The sequence below is a fragment of the Janthinobacterium aquaticum genome, from assembly GCF_009208565.1.
Lineage (GTDB): Bacteria > Pseudomonadota > Gammaproteobacteria > Burkholderiales > Burkholderiaceae_D > Janthinobacterium.
In genome coordinates, this window is the sequence record NZ_WFLK01000010.1 from 40,857 (window position 1) to 59,929 (window position 19,073).

Annotated in this window: 19 protein-coding genes; 3 read left to right on the forward strand and 16 right to left on the reverse strand. The window is 60.8% G+C overall.

Annotation, left to right across the window (positions count from 1 at the left end):
• Positions 1–102 precede the first annotated feature (102 nt).
• Together GCM43_RS16180 and GCM43_RS16185 are read right to left on the reverse strand one after the other, a co-directional pair.
• Entirely contained in the window at positions 103–2,352 is a 2,250-nt protein-coding gene (locus GCM43_RS16180) for a CHASE2 domain-containing protein (protein ID WP_152246093.1), read from the reverse strand.
• Entirely contained in the window at positions 2,352–3,992 is a 1,641-nt protein-coding gene (locus GCM43_RS16185) for an HD domain-containing phosphohydrolase (protein ID WP_152246095.1), read from the reverse strand. Before GCM43_RS16185 ends, GCM43_RS16180 begins: the two co-directional genes overlap by 1 nt.
• A 176-nt stretch (positions 3,993–4,168) precedes the next feature.
• On the opposite strand from GCM43_RS16185, the gene GCM43_RS16190 reads away from it, so the two are divergent.
• The gene (locus tag GCM43_RS16190; protein ID WP_152246097.1) at positions 4,169–5,053 is read left to right on the forward strand and encodes an MBL fold metallo-hydrolase; all 885 of its coding nucleotides are present in this window, start codon (positions 4,169–4,171) and stop codon (positions 5,051–5,053) included.
• A gap of 90 nt (positions 5,054–5,143) precedes the next feature.
• Positions 5,144–5,320 carry a hypothetical protein gene (locus tag GCM43_RS25840; RefSeq protein WP_193315642.1) on the forward strand — a complete coding sequence of 59 codons (177 nt, stop codon included), beginning with the start codon at positions 5,144–5,146 and terminating at the stop codon, positions 5,318–5,320.
• Between the two features lie 65 nt (positions 5,321–5,385).
• On the opposite strand, the gene GCM43_RS16195 is transcribed toward GCM43_RS25840, so the two are convergent.
• The 7 genes from GCM43_RS16195 to rpsF form a co-directional block, all read right to left on the reverse strand.
• Positions 5,386–6,396: an inorganic phosphate transporter gene (locus tag GCM43_RS16195; RefSeq protein ID WP_152246099.1), complete on the reverse strand. Its 1,011-nt coding sequence runs from the start codon at positions 6,394–6,396 to the stop codon at positions 5,386–5,388.
• Positions 6,397–6,438: 42 nt separating this feature from the next.
• Positions 6,439–7,065, reverse strand: coding sequence for a DUF47 domain-containing protein (locus GCM43_RS16200; RefSeq protein WP_152246101.1), 627 nt, complete (start codon positions 7,063–7,065; stop codon positions 6,439–6,441).
• Positions 7,066–7,168: 103 nt separating this feature from the next.
• Complete coding sequence (locus GCM43_RS16205) at positions 7,169–8,554, reverse strand: replicative DNA helicase (protein ID WP_152246103.1); 1,386 nt, start codon at positions 8,552–8,554, stop codon at positions 7,169–7,171.
• A 137-nt stretch (positions 8,555–8,691) separates the two neighbouring features.
• The gene (gene rplI / locus GCM43_RS16210) at positions 8,692–9,147 is read right to left on the reverse strand and encodes a 50S ribosomal protein L9 (RefSeq protein WP_152246105.1); all 456 of its coding nucleotides are present in this window, start codon (positions 9,145–9,147) and stop codon (positions 8,692–8,694) included.
• A 27-nt stretch (positions 9,148–9,174) separates the two neighbouring features.
• On the reverse strand, positions 9,175–9,465 hold the full coding sequence (rpsR, locus tag GCM43_RS16215; protein WP_010400024.1) for a 30S ribosomal protein S18: 291 nt from the start codon (positions 9,463–9,465) through the stop codon (positions 9,175–9,177).
• Between the two features lie 30 nt (positions 9,466–9,495).
• Positions 9,496–9,789, reverse strand: a complete 294-nt coding sequence (gene priB, locus GCM43_RS16220; RefSeq protein WP_152246385.1) for a primosomal replication protein N — start codon at positions 9,787–9,789, stop codon at positions 9,496–9,498.
• A gap of 18 nt (positions 9,790–9,807) precedes the next feature.
• Positions 9,808–10,194 (reverse strand): 30S ribosomal protein S6, encoded by a 387-nt coding sequence (gene rpsF / locus GCM43_RS16225; RefSeq protein WP_010400028.1) that lies wholly within the window; start codon positions 10,192–10,194, stop codon positions 9,808–9,810.
• Positions 10,195–10,469: 275 nt separating this feature from the next.
• On the opposite strand from rpsF, the gene lexA reads away from it, so the two are divergent.
• Positions 10,470–11,102 (forward strand): transcriptional repressor LexA, encoded by a 633-nt coding sequence (lexA, locus tag GCM43_RS16230; RefSeq protein WP_152246107.1) that lies wholly within the window; start codon positions 10,470–10,472, stop codon positions 11,100–11,102.
• A 211-nt stretch (positions 11,103–11,313) separates the two neighbouring features.
• On the opposite strand, the gene GCM43_RS16235 is transcribed toward lexA, so the two are convergent.
• The 7 genes from GCM43_RS16235 to trpA all read right to left on the reverse strand — a co-directional run bounded on the left by GCM43_RS16235 (position 11,314) and on the right by trpA (position 19,060).
• A complete protein-coding gene (locus GCM43_RS16235; protein WP_152246109.1) occupies positions 11,314–12,555 on the reverse strand; it encodes a cystathionine gamma-synthase family protein in 1,242 nt (413 codons plus the stop codon).
• 79 nt (positions 12,556–12,634) lie between these two features.
• Positions 12,635–14,158, reverse strand: a complete 1,524-nt coding sequence (purF, locus tag GCM43_RS16240; protein WP_152246111.1) for an amidophosphoribosyltransferase — start codon at positions 14,156–14,158, stop codon at positions 12,635–12,637.
• Positions 14,159–14,198: 40 nt separating this feature from the next.
• On the reverse strand, positions 14,199–14,687 hold the full coding sequence (locus GCM43_RS16245; RefSeq protein WP_152246113.1) for a CvpA family protein: 489 nt from the start codon (positions 14,685–14,687) through the stop codon (positions 14,199–14,201).
• Between the two features lie 20 nt (positions 14,688–14,707).
• Positions 14,708–15,703: an SPOR domain-containing protein gene (locus tag GCM43_RS16250; protein WP_152246115.1), complete on the reverse strand. Its 996-nt coding sequence runs from the start codon at positions 15,701–15,703 to the stop codon at positions 14,708–14,710.
• Between the two features lie 23 nt (positions 15,704–15,726).
• Complete coding sequence (gene folC, locus GCM43_RS16255; RefSeq protein ID WP_152246117.1) at positions 15,727–17,025, reverse strand: bifunctional tetrahydrofolate synthase/dihydrofolate synthase; 1,299 nt, start codon at positions 17,023–17,025, stop codon at positions 15,727–15,729.
• A 179-nt stretch (positions 17,026–17,204) separates the two neighbouring features.
• Positions 17,205–18,077, reverse strand: coding sequence for an acetyl-CoA carboxylase, carboxyltransferase subunit beta (accD, locus tag GCM43_RS16260; RefSeq protein ID WP_152246119.1), 873 nt, complete (start codon positions 18,075–18,077; stop codon positions 17,205–17,207).
• Positions 18,078–18,262: 185 nt separating this feature from the next.
• Positions 18,263–19,060 carry a tryptophan synthase subunit alpha gene (trpA, locus tag GCM43_RS16265; protein WP_152246121.1) on the reverse strand — a complete coding sequence of 266 codons (798 nt, stop codon included), beginning with the start codon at positions 19,058–19,060 and terminating at the stop codon, positions 18,263–18,265.
• Between the last annotated feature and the right edge of the window lie 13 nt (positions 19,061–19,073).

The window sequence follows — 19,073 nt, forward strand, 5'->3', positions numbered from 1 at the left end:
GTAGTTGCATGGCAACAACACGCGGGTTGTCGCCATCTTTGATTGAAAGCAAAGTTTAGACGGCTTTTGATTTCCAGTCAGAACTATTTGGATCAGTTTTGCTCATTTGGTTTCAAACGTGGTGACCCCGTCCCAGTCTGCGCCGGGCGGATCGCTGCGGTAGGCGCGCAGGCGCGCCGCATACAGCGCCGTCAGGCCATCAGCTGGCAAGGCCGTAAGCACGGCTTCGCAACCATCCCAGTCGCGTGCACGCAACAACTGCAGCGCCTGCGCCCATTGCGCCAGCAGCGCCAGTTCCTGCGGCGAGGCCTCGGCCAGCAGGCCGCGCGGCTCGTAGATGGCGACCGGCTCGGTCTTGCCCTTGACGCGCACGCGGTCCAGTTCGCGGTAGGCAAACTCGGGCGCTTGCGCGCGCGTAAATTCACTGACGGCGATACCCACGCCATAGGTCTTGGTAATGCCTTCCAGGCGCGCGCCCAGGTTGACGGCATCGCCCATCACGGTATAGGCGCGGCGGATGCGCGAGCCCATGTCGCCCACATGCATCAGGCCGCTATTGATACCGATGCCGATATGCAGCGCCGGCCAGCCGCGTGCCTGAAATTGCTGGTTGAGGCGGCGCGCGCTCTGCTGCATCAGCAAGGCGCTGGCCACGGCGCGGCTGGCATGGTCGGCAAAGGCCACCGGCGCGCCCCAGAACGCCATCACGGCGTCGCCGATATACTTGTCGAGCGTGCCGCCGTGGCTGTCGCGGATGTCTTCCGACATGGCAGTCAGGTAAAGATTGATATATTCACGCAGCTCCTGCGGACTCATGCTTTCGGAAATGGTGGTAAAGCCGCGCACATCGGCGAACAGCACGCTCAGCTCGCGGCTTTCGCCATCCATGCTGTAGCGGTCCGGGTTGTCTGCCATCTGCGCCACCAGCTCGGGCGCCACGTACTGGCCAAAGCGAGAGACCAGCGCACGCCCCTTGCGCACTTCGAAAAAGTAACCCCAGGCCAGGTTCAGCACGCACAGCGCGCCCACCAGCAGTAGCGGCAAGGCCACGTCCAGCACGGCGTCGAACTGGCGGTACAGCCACCAGTTGAGCGCCAATACAGCGGCCATCGCCAGGGCGGACAACAGCAGCATGGCCGCCGGCGCAGCGACGGCCAGCGCCACGCCGAGCAACAGACCCAGCACCACCACCTGCAGGAACTCGATCGCCAGCGCGTAATCGGGCCGGGCCTTGAAATGGCCGTCGAGAATGGACTTGATCAGGTTGGCGTGTACTTCCACTCCGGGAAACTCTGCATTGACGGGCGTGGCGCGAATATCGTTCAGGCCGGCGGCCGTGGTTCCCACCAGTACGATAGCGCCGCGCAACACCTCGGCCGGTACCGCGCCCAGCAGCACATCGGCTGCCGATACATAGCGAAATGCGCCGCCGTTTGGCCCGCCGGCGCCGCGAAACTCGATGGTAGTGGTCAAGCCTTCGCCGACCGGTATCGGATGCGGACCCTGCGGCGTCCACAGCACCACCTGGTCCAGGCCGCCGTGTTCGCGCTCGGCCTGCGACATCTGCGTGGCTGCTGCATCGAAGGCCGGCATGATGGCGCTGGCGTTCAGGTAGACGCTGGCGGTGGCCAGCGACAGCGAAGGATAGTAGCCGTCGCCGATGCGCTGCAACAGGGTCGACGAGCGCAGCACGCCGTCGCTGTCGGTCAGCGCCGTAAAGATGCCGGCGCCGCGCGCCGCCTGCTGCAGCTGGGCCAGGTTGGCCTCGTAGCCGCTGGCGGTGTAGGCGGTCACTTCGCGCCCGTGCAGGTCGGCCACGGTAAAGGCCGGCTTGGGCAGCGCGCCCTTCTTTTGCCGGTCAGAGACGCTGTAGCCGAGCACCACCGGCGCGTCGCGCATGGCCTCGGCAAATAGCGCGTCGTAGTCCATTTGCGGGCGCAGCCGCTGCAGTTGCGCCTCCAAGCCGGGCACCCCGGCCAGCTCGCTTCGCGCCAGCTGCGCCAGCACGCTGTAGCCGGAGCTGGTATCGGCCTCGGGAAAGGAAATATCGTATCCCATTGCCGCCACGCCATAGTGACCGGTCAGTTGCTGCACCAGGCGCGCCTGGATATCGCGGCTCCACGGAAAGCGGCCGATCTGGTTCAGGCTTTTTTCATCGATATCGACAATCACGATGCGCTTGTCGAGCCGGACCGGTTCGGCGCGCATCCGCATATCGCTCAGCATAGCGTCGAGCCGGCCCAGCGCATCGGCGCCAACCAGGCCGACGCTGGCGCAGGCGGCCAGCAGTGTCAGCAGTACGCCCAGCAACAACCGGGCGCCATGGCGGCGCAGCAAGGAAAGCAGGCGCATCAGGGCACGTAACCGGGGATGGTCGCCTCGTCGACCGCATCGATCTGCTGCGGATCGATATGCAGCTGGGCAAAGCGCAGGTAGACCTTGCTGCGGATAAAGACGTCAAACAGGTCGGGGTCGATATGCCCGTTCAGGCTGAACTGCCCCAATATGCGCAGCGACTCCGACAGCGACTTGCCTTTTTTATAGGGCCGGTCGCGCGCCGTCAGCGCCTCGAAGATATCGGCAATCGCCATCAACCGCGCCGGCACCGACATCTGCTCGCGCGTCAGGCCGCGCGGATAGCCCTTGCCATCCATGCGCTCGTGGTGGCCGCCCGCATATTCCGGCACCTTCTGCAGGTGCTTGGGCCAGGGCAAGGATTCAAGCATGCGGATCGACACGCTGATATGGTTGTTGATGATCTTGCGCTCGGCGTCGGTCAGGGTGCCGAAGCGGATGGTCAGGTTCTCGACTTCGCCGGCGTCCAGGAAATCGCGCGGTGCGCCATCGGGTCCGACCCAGCGGCGTGCGGCGATCTCGCGCACGCGCTGCTGATCCTGCGGCGACATGCCCTCGCCGCCGATATTGGCATGGCGCAGAAAATCGCGCTCTTCGCGCAGCTGCGCCTGCTGCTGCAGCAGCGTTTCGGCGATGGCGGCCGCCTCGCCTGGCGCCTGCAACTGTTGCTTGAGTGCCGCAATTTCAGCATCGCGCAGCAGCACTTCAAAACGCGTGTCGATCAGGCCGATGCGGTCATAAATGGTTTCCAGCTTGGTGGCCTTGTCGACCACGTGCACGGGGGTGGTGATCTTGCCGCAATCGTGCAGCAGGCCGGCAAACCACAGCTGCTTGCGTTCGTTGTCGCTGAGGCGAAAGCCGGCCAGCGGGCCGTGCTCGGTTGCATGCGCGGCGTCGGCCAGCATCATGGTCAGTTCCGGCACGAACTGGCAGTGGCGCCCGGTGTAAGGCGACTTTTCATCGATGCCGATATTGATCAGGTTGACCAGCGACTCGAGCAGTTGTTCGAGCTGGCGCAGCAGCAGTTGGTTGGTCAGCGCCACCGCAGCCTGCGCCGCCAGCGCCTCGATAAAACGCTGGTCGGTGGCGGAAAAGGCGCGCACGGCGCCACTGGCGTCCTGCGCATTGATCAGCTGCAGCACACCGATCAGCTCGCCTTCGTGGTCGCTCATCGGCACCGTCAGGAACGAAGTCGAGCGATAGCCGTAGTGCGTGTCGAAGGCGCGCATGCCGGAAAAGTTGAATTCGGCCGCCTGGTAGACATCGTCGATATTGACCGAGCAGCGGCGATGGGCGGCGTAGGCTGCCACCGACGCCAGATTGGCTTGGCCGTCAGCCGTCCATAGCGGCACGCCGGGTATGCCCAGCCTGGTGCCGGCGCTGCTGGTCTGGTGGATGCCCAGGCTGGCGTTGATACTGATATGAAACTCCAGGCTGGCGCCGTCGGCGCTGGGCCGGTACAGCGTGCCGCCGTCGGCTCCGGTCATCTCGCGCGCCACCATCACGATGCGCTCCAACAAGGCGCTGAGATCGGCGCCCTGCTGCATGCCCAGCGCCGCGCCGCGTCCCAATTCCACGCTAAGTTCGGTAAGTTGGTCGAGTCGTTGGGCAACTTGCTCAGGGTGCAACTGGAGCATGATAACGGTGTATGGAGTGGCAACAGCTGGCAGTGTACCGTTGCAGCCTGTTGCATGTACATTCCAAAAATGCAATTAGCAAAAATTGATTTCCGTCGCACAACACAATAAAAATTGACGCCGCATGTAATAATTAGAATAGACTCAACTATCATTCCATCATAACAAGGCTGTCGATGAAATTCACGTTCAGGGGCGTGCGCGGATCCATCCCCTCGCCCGGCCCGCAAACGGCGCGCTATGGCGGCAATACCACCTGCATCGAAGTGCGTACGGCCAGCGGTGCACTGCTGATACTCGACGCCGGCAGCGGCATCTATGCGCTGGCCAAAAAGCTGCCGCCCGGCCCGGCCGAGGCGCATATTCTGATCACGCACAGCCATTGGGACCATATCCATGGCCTGCCGATGTTCGGTCCGCTGTTTATCCGCGGCAGCCGCGTGCACCTGTACGGCGCCGCCGATGCGGCCGGCAACGGCATCGAGCATGTGATGGCGGTGCAGCTGCAAAACAATTACTTCCCCGTCAGTGAAGCAGCGATGGCCGCCGAGATCGATTACCGCACGCTGGCGGTCGGCGAAACGCTGGCCGTGGCCGACGCCACTGTGACCAATGTAGAAATGAATCATCCGGTGATCAATCTTGGCTACCGCATCAGTTCGGGCGGTGCCTCGCTGTTTTTCAGTGGCGACCATGAACCATTTGCCAACCCGCATGCCCCCGGCACGCTTGACCATGCCGCCTGCCAGCGCGATATTGCGCAGCGCGAAGCGGCCATCGAGCGCGCTGTTACCGGCGTCGATGCGCTGATCATGGATTGCTCGTACACGCGCGACGAGTATGAAGGCAAGCGCGGCTGGGGCCACGGCACGTTTGACGGCGCACTGTCGTTGGCCTTGCGCTGCGGCGTCAAGCGGCTCTATTGCACCCACCATGAACCGACGCGCGACGACGAGCAGCTCGAAGCCGTGTTTGCCGACGTGATGGCGCGCCATGCGGGTCAACTCGGTCAGTTGCAGGTATTCCTGGCGGCCGAAGGCCTGACGGTCGAATTGGCTTGATCGCTGGCTTGTGTTGCGTAGCGAACGGTACGGCCGTTGAAGGTGGCAGACAATAAGCACTCACTGACCGCATTGAGCGAAGGAGCCATCATGAACAAACCTACCGAGCAAACGCAGGAACAGAAACAGCAGCAGCGCGAAGATCAGCAAGCGCAGCAGGAACTGCACAACAGCCGCCAGCAAGCCGACCTGGACAAGGGCGCCGCCCACCAGAACGACGGCCTGCTGCCACGCCAGGGCGGCGACAAGGGTCCGCGCGGCCAGTAATGTTCTCGCGCTGAAATAAAAAAGGGAGCCACAAGGGCTCCCTTTTCATTCATGTAAAGGCTTCATCACATGATATGGTGGCCGACCCACCAGGAAATCGCCGCCACGAAGGCTGCCGCCGGAATCGTGAAAATCCAGGCCCAGACGATATTGCCCGCCACGCCCCAACGCACGGCCGACATTTTCTGCGACGAACCCACGCCAACGATGGCGCCGGTAATCGTGTGCGTGGTCGACACCGGAATGCCCAGCGCGGTCGACACGAACAGCGTAATGGCGCCGCCCGTTTCAGCGCAGAAGCCGCCGACCGGTTTCAACTTGGTGATCTTCTGGCCCATGGTTTTCACAATGCGCCAGCCGCCAAACAGCGTGCCGAAGCTGATCGCCGTATAGCAGGAAATAATCACCCACATCGGCGGCATGGCGTCAGCGGCGCTAGAGTAACCAGCGGCGATCAGCAGCATCCAGATAATACCGATGGTTTTTTGCGCATCGTTGCCGCCGTGGCCCAGGCTGTAGGCCGCGGCCGACGCAAGTTGCAGGCGGCGGAACCATTTATCGACCTTGCGCGGCGTCGAGCGCACGAAAATCCACGACACGATCAGCATCATGATCGAGCCGAACACAAAGCCCAGTACCGGTGCGATCACGATAAAGGCCACGGTTTTCCACAGGCCAGCCGAGATCAGCGCGCCGGTGCCCGACTTGGCCACTGCTGCGCCCACCAGGCCGCCAATCAGCGCATGCGACGACGACGATGGAATGCCGTAGTACCAGGTAAACAGGTTCCAGACGATGGCGCCCATCAGTGCGCCGAAGATCACGTACTGGTCGATCACCATCGGATCGATGGTGCCCTTGCCCACCGTGGCGGCCACGGTCAGCTGGTGGAACACGAAAATGGCGACAAAGTTGAACGTTGCGGCCATGGCCACGGCCGTCTGCGGCTTCAGTACGCCCGTCGAGACCACCGTGGCAATCGCGTTGGCGGCATCGTGGAAGCCATTCATGAAGTCAAACAGCAGCGCCAGGAAGATCAACAGGCCTAGCACGTAGATGCTGATTTGTATGGTCATTGGTAGGTTCTTTTCTGATTCTGTTACGGGACAGGCAAACGCTTACGCGTTTTCAACGATGATGCCTTCGATAATATTGGAGACATCTTCGCAACGGTCGGTCACGGTTTCCAGAAGCTCGTAGATGGCCTTCATCTTGATCAGGTTGCGCACATCCGGTTCGTCGCGGAACAGTTTGGACATGGCGGCGCGCATCACATGGTCGGCGTCCGATTCCAGGCGGTCGATCTCTTCGCAGATGGCCACGATCTGGCGCGAATTGTCCATATTGTGCAGCATGGCCACGGCGTCGCGCACTTTCTCGGTACAGGCCAGTACCAGCTCGGCCAAGCGCTTGGCTTCCGGCGTGACCGCTTTCAGGTCGTACAGCGAGACGGTCTGGGCCGCATCTTCCAGCAGGTCCAGGATATCGTCCTGGCGCGTGATCAGCTGGTGGATATCGTCGCGGTCGATCGGCGTGATAAAGGTCTTGTGCAGCATTTCGACCGTGGCGTAGGTGACTTTATCGGCCTGCTTCTCGATGCTTTCAATCGCGTGCACGCGGTTTTCCAGGTCGTCGAAATTGGTCATCAGGCCCAGCATTTCCTTGGCACCTTTGACGCACAGTTCTGCGTGCTGGTTAAACAATTCAAAAAACTTGCCCTCGGTGGGCATCAGGCGTCCAAACATGTCATTCTCCGTTAAGCATTGAAGCGTGTTATTTACTGCAGAAAGCCACCCCACGCATGGGGCGGCCTGTTGGGGATCGTTATTACTGGTGGTTCGTCGTGCTTTAGTCGCCCTGGTACAGCGCCAGGCCACCACTGTAATTGCCAAACTTGGTGTACTGCCCCAGGAAAGTGAGGCGGATGCTGCCGATTGGTCCGTTACGTTGCTTGCCGATAATGATCTCGGCCGTGCCCTTGTCGGGCGAATCAGGGTTATAGACTTCGTCGCGATAAATAAACAGGATCACGTCGGCGTCCTGCTCGATAGCGCCCGATTCGCGCAAGTCCGACATCACCGGGCGTTTATTGGGCCGCTGCTCAAGCGAGCGGTTCAACTGGGACAGCGCAATGACCGGACAACCGAGCTCTTTTGCCAGCCCCTTCAAACCGCGCGAAATTTCGGAAATTTCGGTCGCACGGTTGTCGCCGGGGGAGTTGGCCGACATCAGCTGCAGGTAGTCGACGATGATCAGGCCGAGCTTGCCGCACTGGCGCGACAGGCGCCGCGAACGGGCCCGCAATTCGATCGAGTTCAGCGCCGGCGTTTCATCGATAAACAGCTGCGCATCGTTCATCTTCTGGATCGCATTGGTCAGGCGCGGCCAGTCCTCGTCGTTGAGGCGGCCGGTGCGCAGGCGATGCTGGTCGAGCTGGCCCACCGAGCCCAGCATACGCATGGCCAGCTGGGCGCCGCCCATCTCCATCGAGAACACGGCGACCGGCAAGCCGCTGTCGATCGCCACGTTCTCACCGATATTGACGGAAAACGCGGTCTTGCCCATCGATGGACGGCCGGCCACGATCACCAGGTCGCCCGGCTGCAGGCCCGAGGTCATGCGGTCAAGGTCGATAAAGCCGGTCGGCACGCCGGTGATTTCACTCTGGTTGTCGCGGCTGTAGAGCTCGTCGATACGCTCGACCACCTGCGTCAGCAGCGGCTGGATCGCGGTCCAGCCCTGGGCACCGCGCGCGCCTTCTTCGGCAATCGCAAAAATCTTCGATTCGGCCTCGTCAAGCATCTGCTTGACTTCCTTGCCCTGCGGGCTGAAGGCGGTGCCGGAGATATCGTCGGCCACGGTGATGAGCTTGCGCAGCACGCCGCGGTCGCGCACGATCTCGGCGTAGCGGCGGATATTGGCGGCCGACGGCGTGTTTTGCGCCATCGCGTTCAGATAGGCGAGCCCGCCCACATCGTCGGCCTTGCCGAGCTGGGTCAGGGTTTCAAACACGGTGATCACGTCGGCCGGTTTGGACGCATTGACCATCTTGACGATCTGTTCGAAGATGATGCGATGGTCGTAGCGATAGAAATCGTCCGCATGCATGAAGTCTGCAATACGGTCATAGGCGGCATTGTCACGCAGCAAACCGCCAATCACGGATTGTTCTGCTTCGATCGAGTGCGGCGGAATACGGAGGGAATCCAGTTGTGGATCTTGGGGGTCATTCATGGCGCGAATTATACCTGCTTCGGCGTCAAGGCAAAAATAAAGGGCTCAAAATGAGCGAAAAAAAGGCCACAAAAAAGCCGGGCGAACCCGGCTTTTATTGATGCGGCAACGCTTGCGGGCCTAAGCCCGCAAAACGATTACGCGTTCGCGTCAGCGACGACAGCGATCACAACTTCCACGACCACGTCGGTGTGCAGAGCAACCGAAACGTTGTGCTCGCCAACAACTTTCAGCGGGCCGGTAGGCATACGGATTTGTGCTTTTTCAACAGCAAAACCTTGCTTGGTCAGCGCTTCAGCGATGTCGAAGTTGGTGACGGAACCGAACAGACGGCCATCAACACCAGCTTTTTGAGCAACTTGAACGGTCAGGCCGCTCAGTTTTTCGCCCTGGGCTTGCGATGCAGCCAGCTTGGCGGCAGCAGCTTTTTCCAGTTCAGCGCGCTTGACTTCGAATTCAGCCACTGCGGTAGCAGTAGCACGACGGGCCAGGCGTTGTGGAATCAGGAAGTTACGTGCGTAACCGTCTTTGACTTTAACGACGTCGCCGAGGTTACCGACGTTCACAACTTTTTCTAACAGAATGATTTGCATAGTTCTTCTCCAGGAATATCTGACCGATTAAGCGTGGTGCAGATCGGTGTATGGCAGCAGCGCGAGGAAGCGAGCGCGCTTGATTGCGGTGTCAACTTGGCGCTGGTAGTGCGCTTTGGTACCGGTCAGGCGTGCTGGCATGATCTTGCCGTTTTCTTGGACGAAGTCTTTCAGCGTGTCTACGTCTTTGTAGTCGACTTGTTCAACGTGAGCTGCGGTGAAGCGGCAGAACTTCTTACGTTTGAACAGCGGGTTTTGCTGTTTGCGTTTTTCTTTAAGCTTGAGCTTATTTTTGTCGAACTTTTTACCGAATGCCATTTTAGGCTCCTGTATCTAAAAATGCGCTAGTCAGATGACTGCACTAAAATCAATGATGTGAAACACCAAACTCTTGCTGTTGCGGCTCTTCTTTGCCAGGAATCCCGTGAACTGATAAATCCCGCTCAAGCTGGCCTGGCTGAACCGGCCTGATATTTCGCCAGCAGCAACTGCGGCAAGTTCAAACTCGGTCAGGCGGGCAATACCGGCTTCCATCTGCTGCGAACTGTGCTGCAATACTGCATTCACGATCGGCAAGCCTGCCGGGGTATAGCGCAGTGTTTCGCGCTCGGCAATGATGGCGGTAACTTGTAGCTGGTTCAGTGCACGATCCTGCAACAATTAAGCGGCGGCGGCTGGAGCGGCTGCTGGTGCTTCGGTGCGGTGGCTTTTCGCCGCGTCTTCACGTTGTACCGATTTCATCATCGGCGAAGGAGCCGTTTCGGCTTTCTTCATTTTAACGGTCAGGTGACGCAACACGGCATCATTGAATTTGAATGCAGTTTCCAGCTCGACCAGGGTCTCGTTGTCGCATTCGATGTTCAGGCAGATGTAGTGTGCTTTTGGCAGTTTCTGGATCGAGTAAGCCATTTGACGACGGCCCCAATCTTCAACACGGTGTACCGAACCGCCGCGGGTGGTTACGCTGGCTTTGTAGCGTTCGATCATCGCGGGCACTTGCTCGCTTTGGTCCGGATGGACGATAAAAACTATTTCATAATGACGCATGCAAACTCCTTCAGGTCGGATTGATAATCGCCCACCTCGGCGTCAAGACGAGTGTGGGAAGGTCAGCCGAAGATTATAACCGGTCTTTGACAAGCATTCAACCTTTGCTTGCACGCGCCGCGCAAAAGCGTCGCGCTTGTGCTCACGGCATGCCTGACGGCGACTATTTCGCGCAAAATCGCGTGAAAAGCCTGAAATCCCCTTGCATAGTGGCCCATACTGTACAAAAATACAGACTGTTCATATAGACAGCATTTCACGATGCCCCCACTCCCATGATCAAGCTGACAGCACGACAAGAACAAATCCTGAACCTGATCAAGGATGCGATCGGCAATACCGGTTTTCCCCCGACGCGCGCCGAGATCGCCGCTGAATTGGGCTTCAAGTCGGCCAACGCGGCCGAAGAGCATTTGCAGGCGCTGGCCCGCAAGGGTGCGATTGAAATTTCACCTGGCACCTCGCGCGGCATCCGCCTGCTCGGCACTGCCGCCGAAGCGCCACCAGCCGTCCCGGCCGCCCTCTTGATGTCGCTGCCGCTGATCGGCCGCGTAGCTGCCGGCTCGCCGATCCTGGCGCAGGAAAACCTGGAAGCGAGCTACAACGTCGACCCGGCGCTGTTTTCAAGCAAGCCCGACTTCCTGCTCAAGGTGCGCGGCTGGTCGATGCGCGACGCCGGCATCATGGACGGCGACCTGCTGGCCGTGAAAAAGATCGACAGCGCCAAGAACGGCCAGATCGTGGTGGCCCGCATCGGCGACGAAGTCACCGTCAAGCGCTACAAGAAAACCGGCACGCTGATCGAACTGTTCCCGGAAAACCCGGAGTTCAAGGTCATTACCGTGTCGCCGGAAGACGAGTTTGCTTTAGAGGGTCTTGCGGTAGGCTTGATGCGCAGCTGGCATTGAACGCCCAACCGACGTCGCGTGGATCTCGCATGGGTCGCGTGAATCTCGCGTAGGTCGCGTAGGTCGGATTAGGCCCTGCGGGCCGTAATCCGACAACATGGTTGGCGCTGACTGAAGCTGATTGGAGCTGATTCACGCCGCGGGTGTTGTCGGATTACGCGCTTGCGCGCTAATCCGACCGACGCTTATCTCCGCCCTCCCCTTCCCCGCTTTACCCCTCCAGCGCACTCCTGAAATCCTCGAGCAGGTCCGCCTCGTCTTCGATCCCCACGGAGACCCGTATCAACGACTCGGCAATCCCCATACTGGCGCGGCGCTCGGCACCCATCTCGTAGAAGATGGTGTGGGCAACGGGGATAATCAGCGTGCGCGTGTCGCCGAGATTGCTCGCTGGAATGGCCAGATTCAAACGATTGAGGAAGTCAAAGCAGTCGATGCCATCCTTGAGTTCAAAGCTCAGCAGCGAGCCATAGCTGCGGAACAGGTCGGTAGCCAGCGCATGCTGCGGATGCGACGCCAGGCCAGGGTAATGCACGGCGGCCACGCGCGGATCGGCCTGCAGCATGGTCGCCAGCGCCAGGGCGTTCGAGCAGGTGCGGTCCATGCGCAGGGCCATGGTTTCGGCGCCGACGGCAATATGGTGCGCCGCTTCCGGGCCCAGCGAGGCGCCGAAGTCGCGCAGCGCCTTGGCGCGCATCTGCGCGATGCCCCACTGCTTCGGCGCAGCCTTCTTGTAGTTCTCGAAAATATTCGGGTACTGCGTCCAGTCGAACACGCCGGTATCGGTCACGCTGCCGCCCAGCGCATTGCCGTGGCCGCCGATCGATTTGGTCAGGGCATTGACCACCAGGCCGGCGCCGACGTCTTTCGGACGGAACAGGTAAGGCGTGGTCATGGTGTTGTCGACGATATACAGGATGCCTTTTTCACGGCACAGCTCACCGATCTTTTTCAGGTCGGCAATCTGCGTGCGCGGGTTGGCAATCGTTTCCACAAATACGATGCGGGTCGCTGGCGTAATGGCTGCGGCCACGTAGGCCACCTCGGTGGCGTCGACAAACGAGACATCCATGCCCTGCCCTGTCACGGTCTGCCACAGGCTGTTGGTATTGCCGAACAAAAAGGCTGACGACACCACATGGTCGCCAGCGCGCAGCAGCGACTGCACGACAGCGCCGATGGCGCCCATGCCGGTGGCAAAACACAGGGTAGCGACGCCGCCTTCCATCTGGTTGATCTTGTCTTCCAGCGCCGAGACGGTCGGATTGCCCTGGCGGCCGTAGCGAAAGCCTGGCTCCTTGCCCTGGAACACGGACGCCAGCTGGCGCGCGTCGCTGTAGCCGAAGGCCACCGAGGTGTGGATGGGTTTGTGCAGCGAACCGTGCTCGACGTCCTTGCGGCGGTCGTTATGCAGGATAGTGGTGGTAAAGCCGTAGGTTTTTTTGGTGGTCATAATAAAAACAGATGCGGACGTGAGCCCGGGCGTAGGTCGGATCAGGCCCCATGGGGCCGTAATCCGACAGGCAATCGCGCTAGCCTTCAGTCGCGGCCAGGTTCAGGTTCAGCTGCGAACGCGGCGTGTCTTCCGGAGTGGAAGCCTTCGGGTTGTGGCGCGCGTATTCCAGACGGTCCAGATAGTCTTTGGACACATCGCCGGTGACGTAGACGCCGTCGAAGCACGATGCTTCAAAGCTGGTCAGGGCCGGGTTGATATCGGCAATGGCCTGCTTGAGGTCGTCGATATCCTGGTACACCAGGTAGTCGGCCGTGATTTCGCGGCAGACTTCTTCGGTGCTGCGGCCATAGGCGATCAGCTCGTCGCGCGTCGGCATGTCGATACCATAAACGTTCGGGTAGATCACCGGTGGCGCAGCCGACGCGAAAATGACCTTGGTGGCACCGGCTTCGCGCGCCATCTGCACGATTTCACGGCTGGTGGTGCCGCGCACGATGGAATCGTCCACCAGCAGCACGACCTTGTCCTTGAATTCGGACGGAATCGCATTGAGCTTCTGGCGCACCGATTTCTTGCGTGCAGCCTGACCCGGCATAATGAAGGTGCGGCCGATATAGCGGTTCTTGATAAAGCCTTCGCGGTATTCGATATTGAGCGCCAGCGCCAGCTGGATGGCGGCCGGGCGCGACGAATCGGGAATCGGCATGACCACGTCGATCTGCACGTCCGGCAGTTCGCGGCGGATTTTCTCGGCCAGGTATTCGCCCATTTTCAAACGCGTGGCGTACACCGAGGCGCCGTCGATCACCGAATCGGGACGGGCCAGATAGACAAACTCGAACACGCAAGGGTTCAGGCTGGCGTTGTCGGCGCATTGGGCGCTGTGCAGCTTCTTGTCGGCGTCGATAAAGATCGCCTCGCCCGGCGCGATATCGCGCACGAAGCGGAAACCCATGCCTTCGAGCGCCACCGATTCGGAGGCGATCAGGTATTCCGGGCCCTGCTCGGTTTCGTTAATGCCCAGGCACAGCGGACGGATGCCGTGCGGATCGCGGAAGGCCAGCAGGCCCACGCCGGCGATTTGCGCCACGGCAGCATACCCGCCCTTGACGCGACGGTTGAGCACGGTAACAGCCTTGAAAATGGCTTCAGGATCGAGCATCAGGCCGGTGGTGGCGTGCTGGATCTCATGGGCCAGCACATTGAGCAGCACTTCCGAGTCGGAGTCGGTATTGATGTGGCGGCGGTCGTTCTTGAACATCTCCTGTTTCAGCTGTTCCCAGTTGGTCAGGTTGCCGTTATGCGCCAGCGTAATGCCGAATGGCGCATTGACGTAGAACGGCTGCGCTTCTTCTTCGCTGGACGAACCGGCCGTCGGATAACGACAGTGGCCAATGCCCGAGTCGCCTTGCAGCGTACGCATGTTACGCGTACGGAAGACGTCACGCACCAGGCCATTGGCCTTGTGCATGGAAAACATACTGCTGTGATTGGTCGCAATCCCTGCCGCGTCCTGTCCGCGATGTTGCAACAGCAACAATGCGTCATACAGCAATTGATTGACAGGTTGATGGGAAACGACGCCGACGATGCCACACATGGTGTGCTCCTGTAACTGTGCTACTGATTTTAAAAAAAATTCAAAATTTCACATGCTGCGCGTAGGCGGCAGGAAGATAAGGCTTGATGGTGCGTACGCCCTGTTCGGCAAGCGGGCTGAGCAAGGCATTTTTCCAGAACGGCTGCTGCGGCAGCGAGGTCATGCCGCACAAGATGACGGCGGTCAGCACAATCACAAGGCCACGCGCCACACCGAACAAGCTGCCCAGCAGGCGGTCCGTCAGGCTCAGGCCGCTGACCTTGACCAAGGCATCAACCGTCATGCCCAGCAAGCCCATCAGGATACGCGTGCCGATAAACAGCGCCACGAAAGCCAGCAGCAGGCGGATCACCTCGCCCGGTATCACTTCCGGCATGAATTTGGCCAGCGTGGCGCCATAAGCGTTGGCGACCACGAACGCCACGACCCAGCTGATCAGCGACAGTATCTCCTTGACCAGGCCGCGCATGGCGCTGATCAGGACCGAGGTCGCCATCACGAACAGCACCAGGTAATCGAAAATCGTCACGCCTGCCAACCTTGCTCAGTTCAAGCCGGCACCAGGCTGCCGCCCAGACCCAGCTTTTGCAGTTTGGCGCGGGTTTTTTCCGCCTCTTCGCGGCTGCCGAACGGGCCGACGCGCACGCGGATGCGTTCGCCGCCGGCACTCGATACCTTCTGAGTATAGGAACGGATGCCCGCACTACTGAGCTTGGCCTGCAATTCGTCGACTTTCTCCTGGGTAGCCAGCGCCGCCACCTGCACCACGAACCTGCCATCGCTGTCGGCCGCTTTTTCCGGCGCTTTTTCTGCGGCAGGCTTGGCTGAAGGTTTGCCTTCCAGAATCGCCAGCGCGCGCGCTGCATCATCGGTCGACTGCGCCGGCTTGGCAGGCTTGGACTCAGGCTTGGACTCGTGTTTCGGTTCCGGCTTGGGTTCAGGCTTGTGTTCCGGTTTGGATACGACCTCGACCGGCTTCGGCTTGGGTTCAGGCTTCTGCACAGGCTTGGGTTCGGGCTTGGGTTCGGGCTTCTGCACAGGCTTGGGCTCGGGTTGCGGCTCAGTGTAGGGCTTGGCAGGCGCAGGCTCGGCTGCCGCCAGTACCGGTGCAGGCGCTGCTGCTGCCGGTTTGGGCTTGGCCGGCATAGGCGTATCGACAATTTCCTCGGATTGGTCAAGACCATTGTTCGACGCTGCCGGCGGCACGCTGGCCTGGGCCGGCGCAGCAGAGGCCGCCACCTTGTCTTTCGATGGAATCTCGATGCCGATATCGTTGATCGGCGCCTTGGGCTCGGAATCGAGCAGCATCGGCAGCCCCACGGCCACGCCCAGCGCCAGTGCAATGGCGCCGATCAGGCGGCGGCGTGCGCGCTTCTTTTCCGGCAAGGCCGGGTCGGCAGCGTCGCGGCTGCGGCGCGAACTGCCGCCGGAGGTGTTGGCGGCGCGCTTGCGCCCTGGCGCCTGCGCCTCGCCAGGGACATAAAATCCGCTGTCTTCGCCAGCGGATTCTTGCTTGTTTTTAAACAGTTTCGAGAACAAGCCCATGCGTGATTTTCAGTCGAATGCGATTAGTGTAGGGAGGATCTGCGGGCCTTCATCACGCCGGCAACGGTGAGGAAAGAACCAAAGACCACAATTCTATCATTCTCACCGGCACGGCTCACTGCATTTGCAAAAGCTTGTGCCGGATCGTCGAAGACGGAAATGGTGTGTTCGCTGCTGTCGGACTTGCCACCGAGCATGATTTGTACCTTGGCCGCCAGCTCCGAAGCGCTGGCACTGCGCGGCGATGGCAAGGTCGCCAGGCACCAGTGATCGACATGTTCGCCCATGGCCGCCAGGACGCCGTCGATATCCTTGTCCAGCATGGAACCGAACACGGCGTAGGTGTACGGGTGAAAGCCCATATTGCCCAGGTTCTGGTTCAGCGCTGCAGCCGCATGCGGGTTGTGTGCCACATCGAGGATCACGCTGGGGCGGCCAGGCAATACTTGGAAGCGGCCCGGCAGTTCGACCGTCACCAGGCCGGTGCGCACTTCCTGCGCGCCGACCGGCAGCTTCAACTTCAGTACTTCCAGCGCTGCCAGCGCCGCCGAGGCATTGAGCAACTGGTTGGCGCCGCGCAGGCTCGGATAGGCCAGCGAATTGCGGCGCTGGTCACGGCCGCCGTAGTTCCACTGCTGCTTGTCACCCGAATAGTTGAAATCGCGGCCCATCAGCCACAGGTCGGCGCCGATCGCTTCGGCATGCGCGATGAGAGACTGGGGCGGTACCGGGTCGCTGCAGATGGCAGCCTTGCCTGGGCGGAAGATGCCGGCCTTTTCAAAGCCGATCGCCTCGCGCGTATCGCCGAGGTAGTCGGTATGGTCGATATCGACGCTGGTGACGATGGCCACGTCGGCGTCGATCACGTTGACGGCATCGAGGCGCCCGCCCAGGCCCACTTCCAGGATCGCCACATCGAGCCCCGCATGCGACAGCAGGTGCAGAATGGCCAGCGTGGTAAATTCAAAATAGGTCAGCGGCGTGTCGCCGCGCACCGCCTCGACCGCCTGGAAACTGGCCACGATCTGCTCGTCGCTGGCCATCTCGCCCAGTACGCGCGCGCGCTCGTTGAAATCGAGAAAATGCGGCTTGATATACAGGCCGACCTTGTAACCGGCGCGCAACAGCACCGACTCAAGCATGGCGCAGGTCGAACCCTTGCCGTTGGTGCCGGCCACCATGATCACTGGGCAGCTGAACGCCAGCTGCAGGCGCTGCTTGACGGCCAGCACGCGCTCGAGGCCCATATTGATCTGCGTTTCGGAATGGCGGTTTTCCAGCAGGGCGAGCCAGTCTGGTAAGGTGCTTGGGAGGGTTTGCATGGGGGAATTCTTGAAAGGAGAGCGCAAAACAGGAAAACATCCGGGTCCGAACGGTCATGCGTAGGTCGGATTAGCGCGTAGCGCGTAATCCGACAACATGGTTGGCGCATAAGCTAAGGGTGCTGTCGGATTACGGCCTGCGGCCTAATCCGACCTACAACCCAATCCGACCCACGCCTTTACGCCAGCACTTCCACCGCCTGGTTTTGCAGCAAGGCCAGCAGACGGGCGATTTCTTCGCGCATCTTGCGACGGTCGACGATCATGTCGACGGCGCCCTTGGTGACCAGGAACTCGGCGCGCTGGAAGCCTTCCGGCAGCTTTTCACGCACGGTGTTTTCAATCACGCGCGGGCCGGCAAAGCCGATCAGCGCTTTCGGTTCGGCAATCACCACGTCGCCCATAAAGGCAAACGAGGCCGACACGCCGCCCATGGTCGGGTCGGTCAGCACGCTGATGAACGGCAGTTTCTTCTCTGCCAGTTTGGTCAGCATGGAAGTGGTTTTTGCCATCTGCATCAGCGACAGCAGGCCTTCCTGCATGCGCGCGCCACCGGTGGCGGTAAAGCAAATGAACGGCACCTTCTGCTCCAGCGCGATCTGCGCGCCGCGCACGAAGCGCTCGCCGACCACCGAACCCATGGAACCGGCCATGAAGTCGAATTCGAAGCACGCCACCACCACCGGCAGGCTCATGATCGAGCCGCCCATCACCACCATGGCATCGGTCTCGCCGCTGCTTTCCATGGCTGACTTCAGGCGATCAGGGTATTTCTTGCTGTCCTTGAACTTGAGCGTATCGACCGGCAGGATTTCCTGGCCGATTTCATAGCGGCCGCCGGCGTCGAGCAGGTTGTCGAGGCGTTCGCGTGCGCGGATGCGCATATGCTGGTCGCACTTCGGACACACATGCTGGTTCGATTCCAGGTCAGTGCGGTACAGAACCGATTCACACGATGGGCATTTGACCCACAGGCCTTCGGGCATGGTCTTGCGCGCGCCAGCATCGGAGCGCTGTATGCGCGGTGGCAGCAGTTTTTCCAACCAACTCATTATTTTTCTCCTTGCGCCCCTGTCGGGCGGGAATGGGCTGTTGCGGCGCCGGTCGACGCCTGCAACGGTATCTGGTGCATCAGTTCAAACCAAAGCTGAACTCTATCAGTGGCCGAAGTGTAGCCGTTTATCGCCTGCCTGTCGAACTTTGCAACCACACAAGATTAATGAAATATTATGCAAACTCAGGCATCGAGCGCGGCGCGGATGCCTGCCGTAAAGCTGCGAACGGCCTCGACCGCACCGCCCGGCGGCGCGTTTTCAATCTCCTGGATAATGCGGCTGCCGATCACCACAGCGTCGGCCACTTCGGCGACGGCTCGGGCGGTGGCGCCGTCGCGGATGCCGAAGCCGACGCCGACCGGCAGGCTCACGTGCTGGCGAATGGCGGCCAGGCGCTCGGCCACTTGCTGCGTATCGATATTGCCGGCGCCCGTCACGCCCTTGAGCGAAACATAATAGCTGAAGCCGCCGCCAACCTTGGCCACCTGGGCGATGCGTTCCTCGGTCGAGGTCGGCGACAGCAGGAAAATCATATCGAGGCCGGCAGCACGCATGTCGGCGGAGAATTCTTCACACTCTTCGGGCGGATAGTCGACCACGATGGCGCCATCGGCGCCGGCATCCCTGGCTGCTGCAATAAAGGCTGCGCCGCCGATGCGCTCGATCGGGTTGGCGTAGCCCATCAGCACGACCGGCGTGGTCGGGTTGGTCAGGCGAAACTCGCGCACATAGGCAAATACATCGTGGATGCCGATATTGAATTTCAGCGCACGCTCGCAGGCGCGCTGGATCACGGGGCCTTCGGCCATCGGATCGGAGAACGGCACGCCCAGTTCCAGCACATCGGCGCCGCCCTCGACCAGCGCGTGCATCAGCGGCACGGTGGCGTCAGGGCCGGGGTCGCCGGCGGTAATAAAGGTGACCAGGGCGGTCTTGTTCTGTTCTTTTAGACGGGCAAAGGTGGGGGCGATACGGGACATGGCGTTTTCTCTC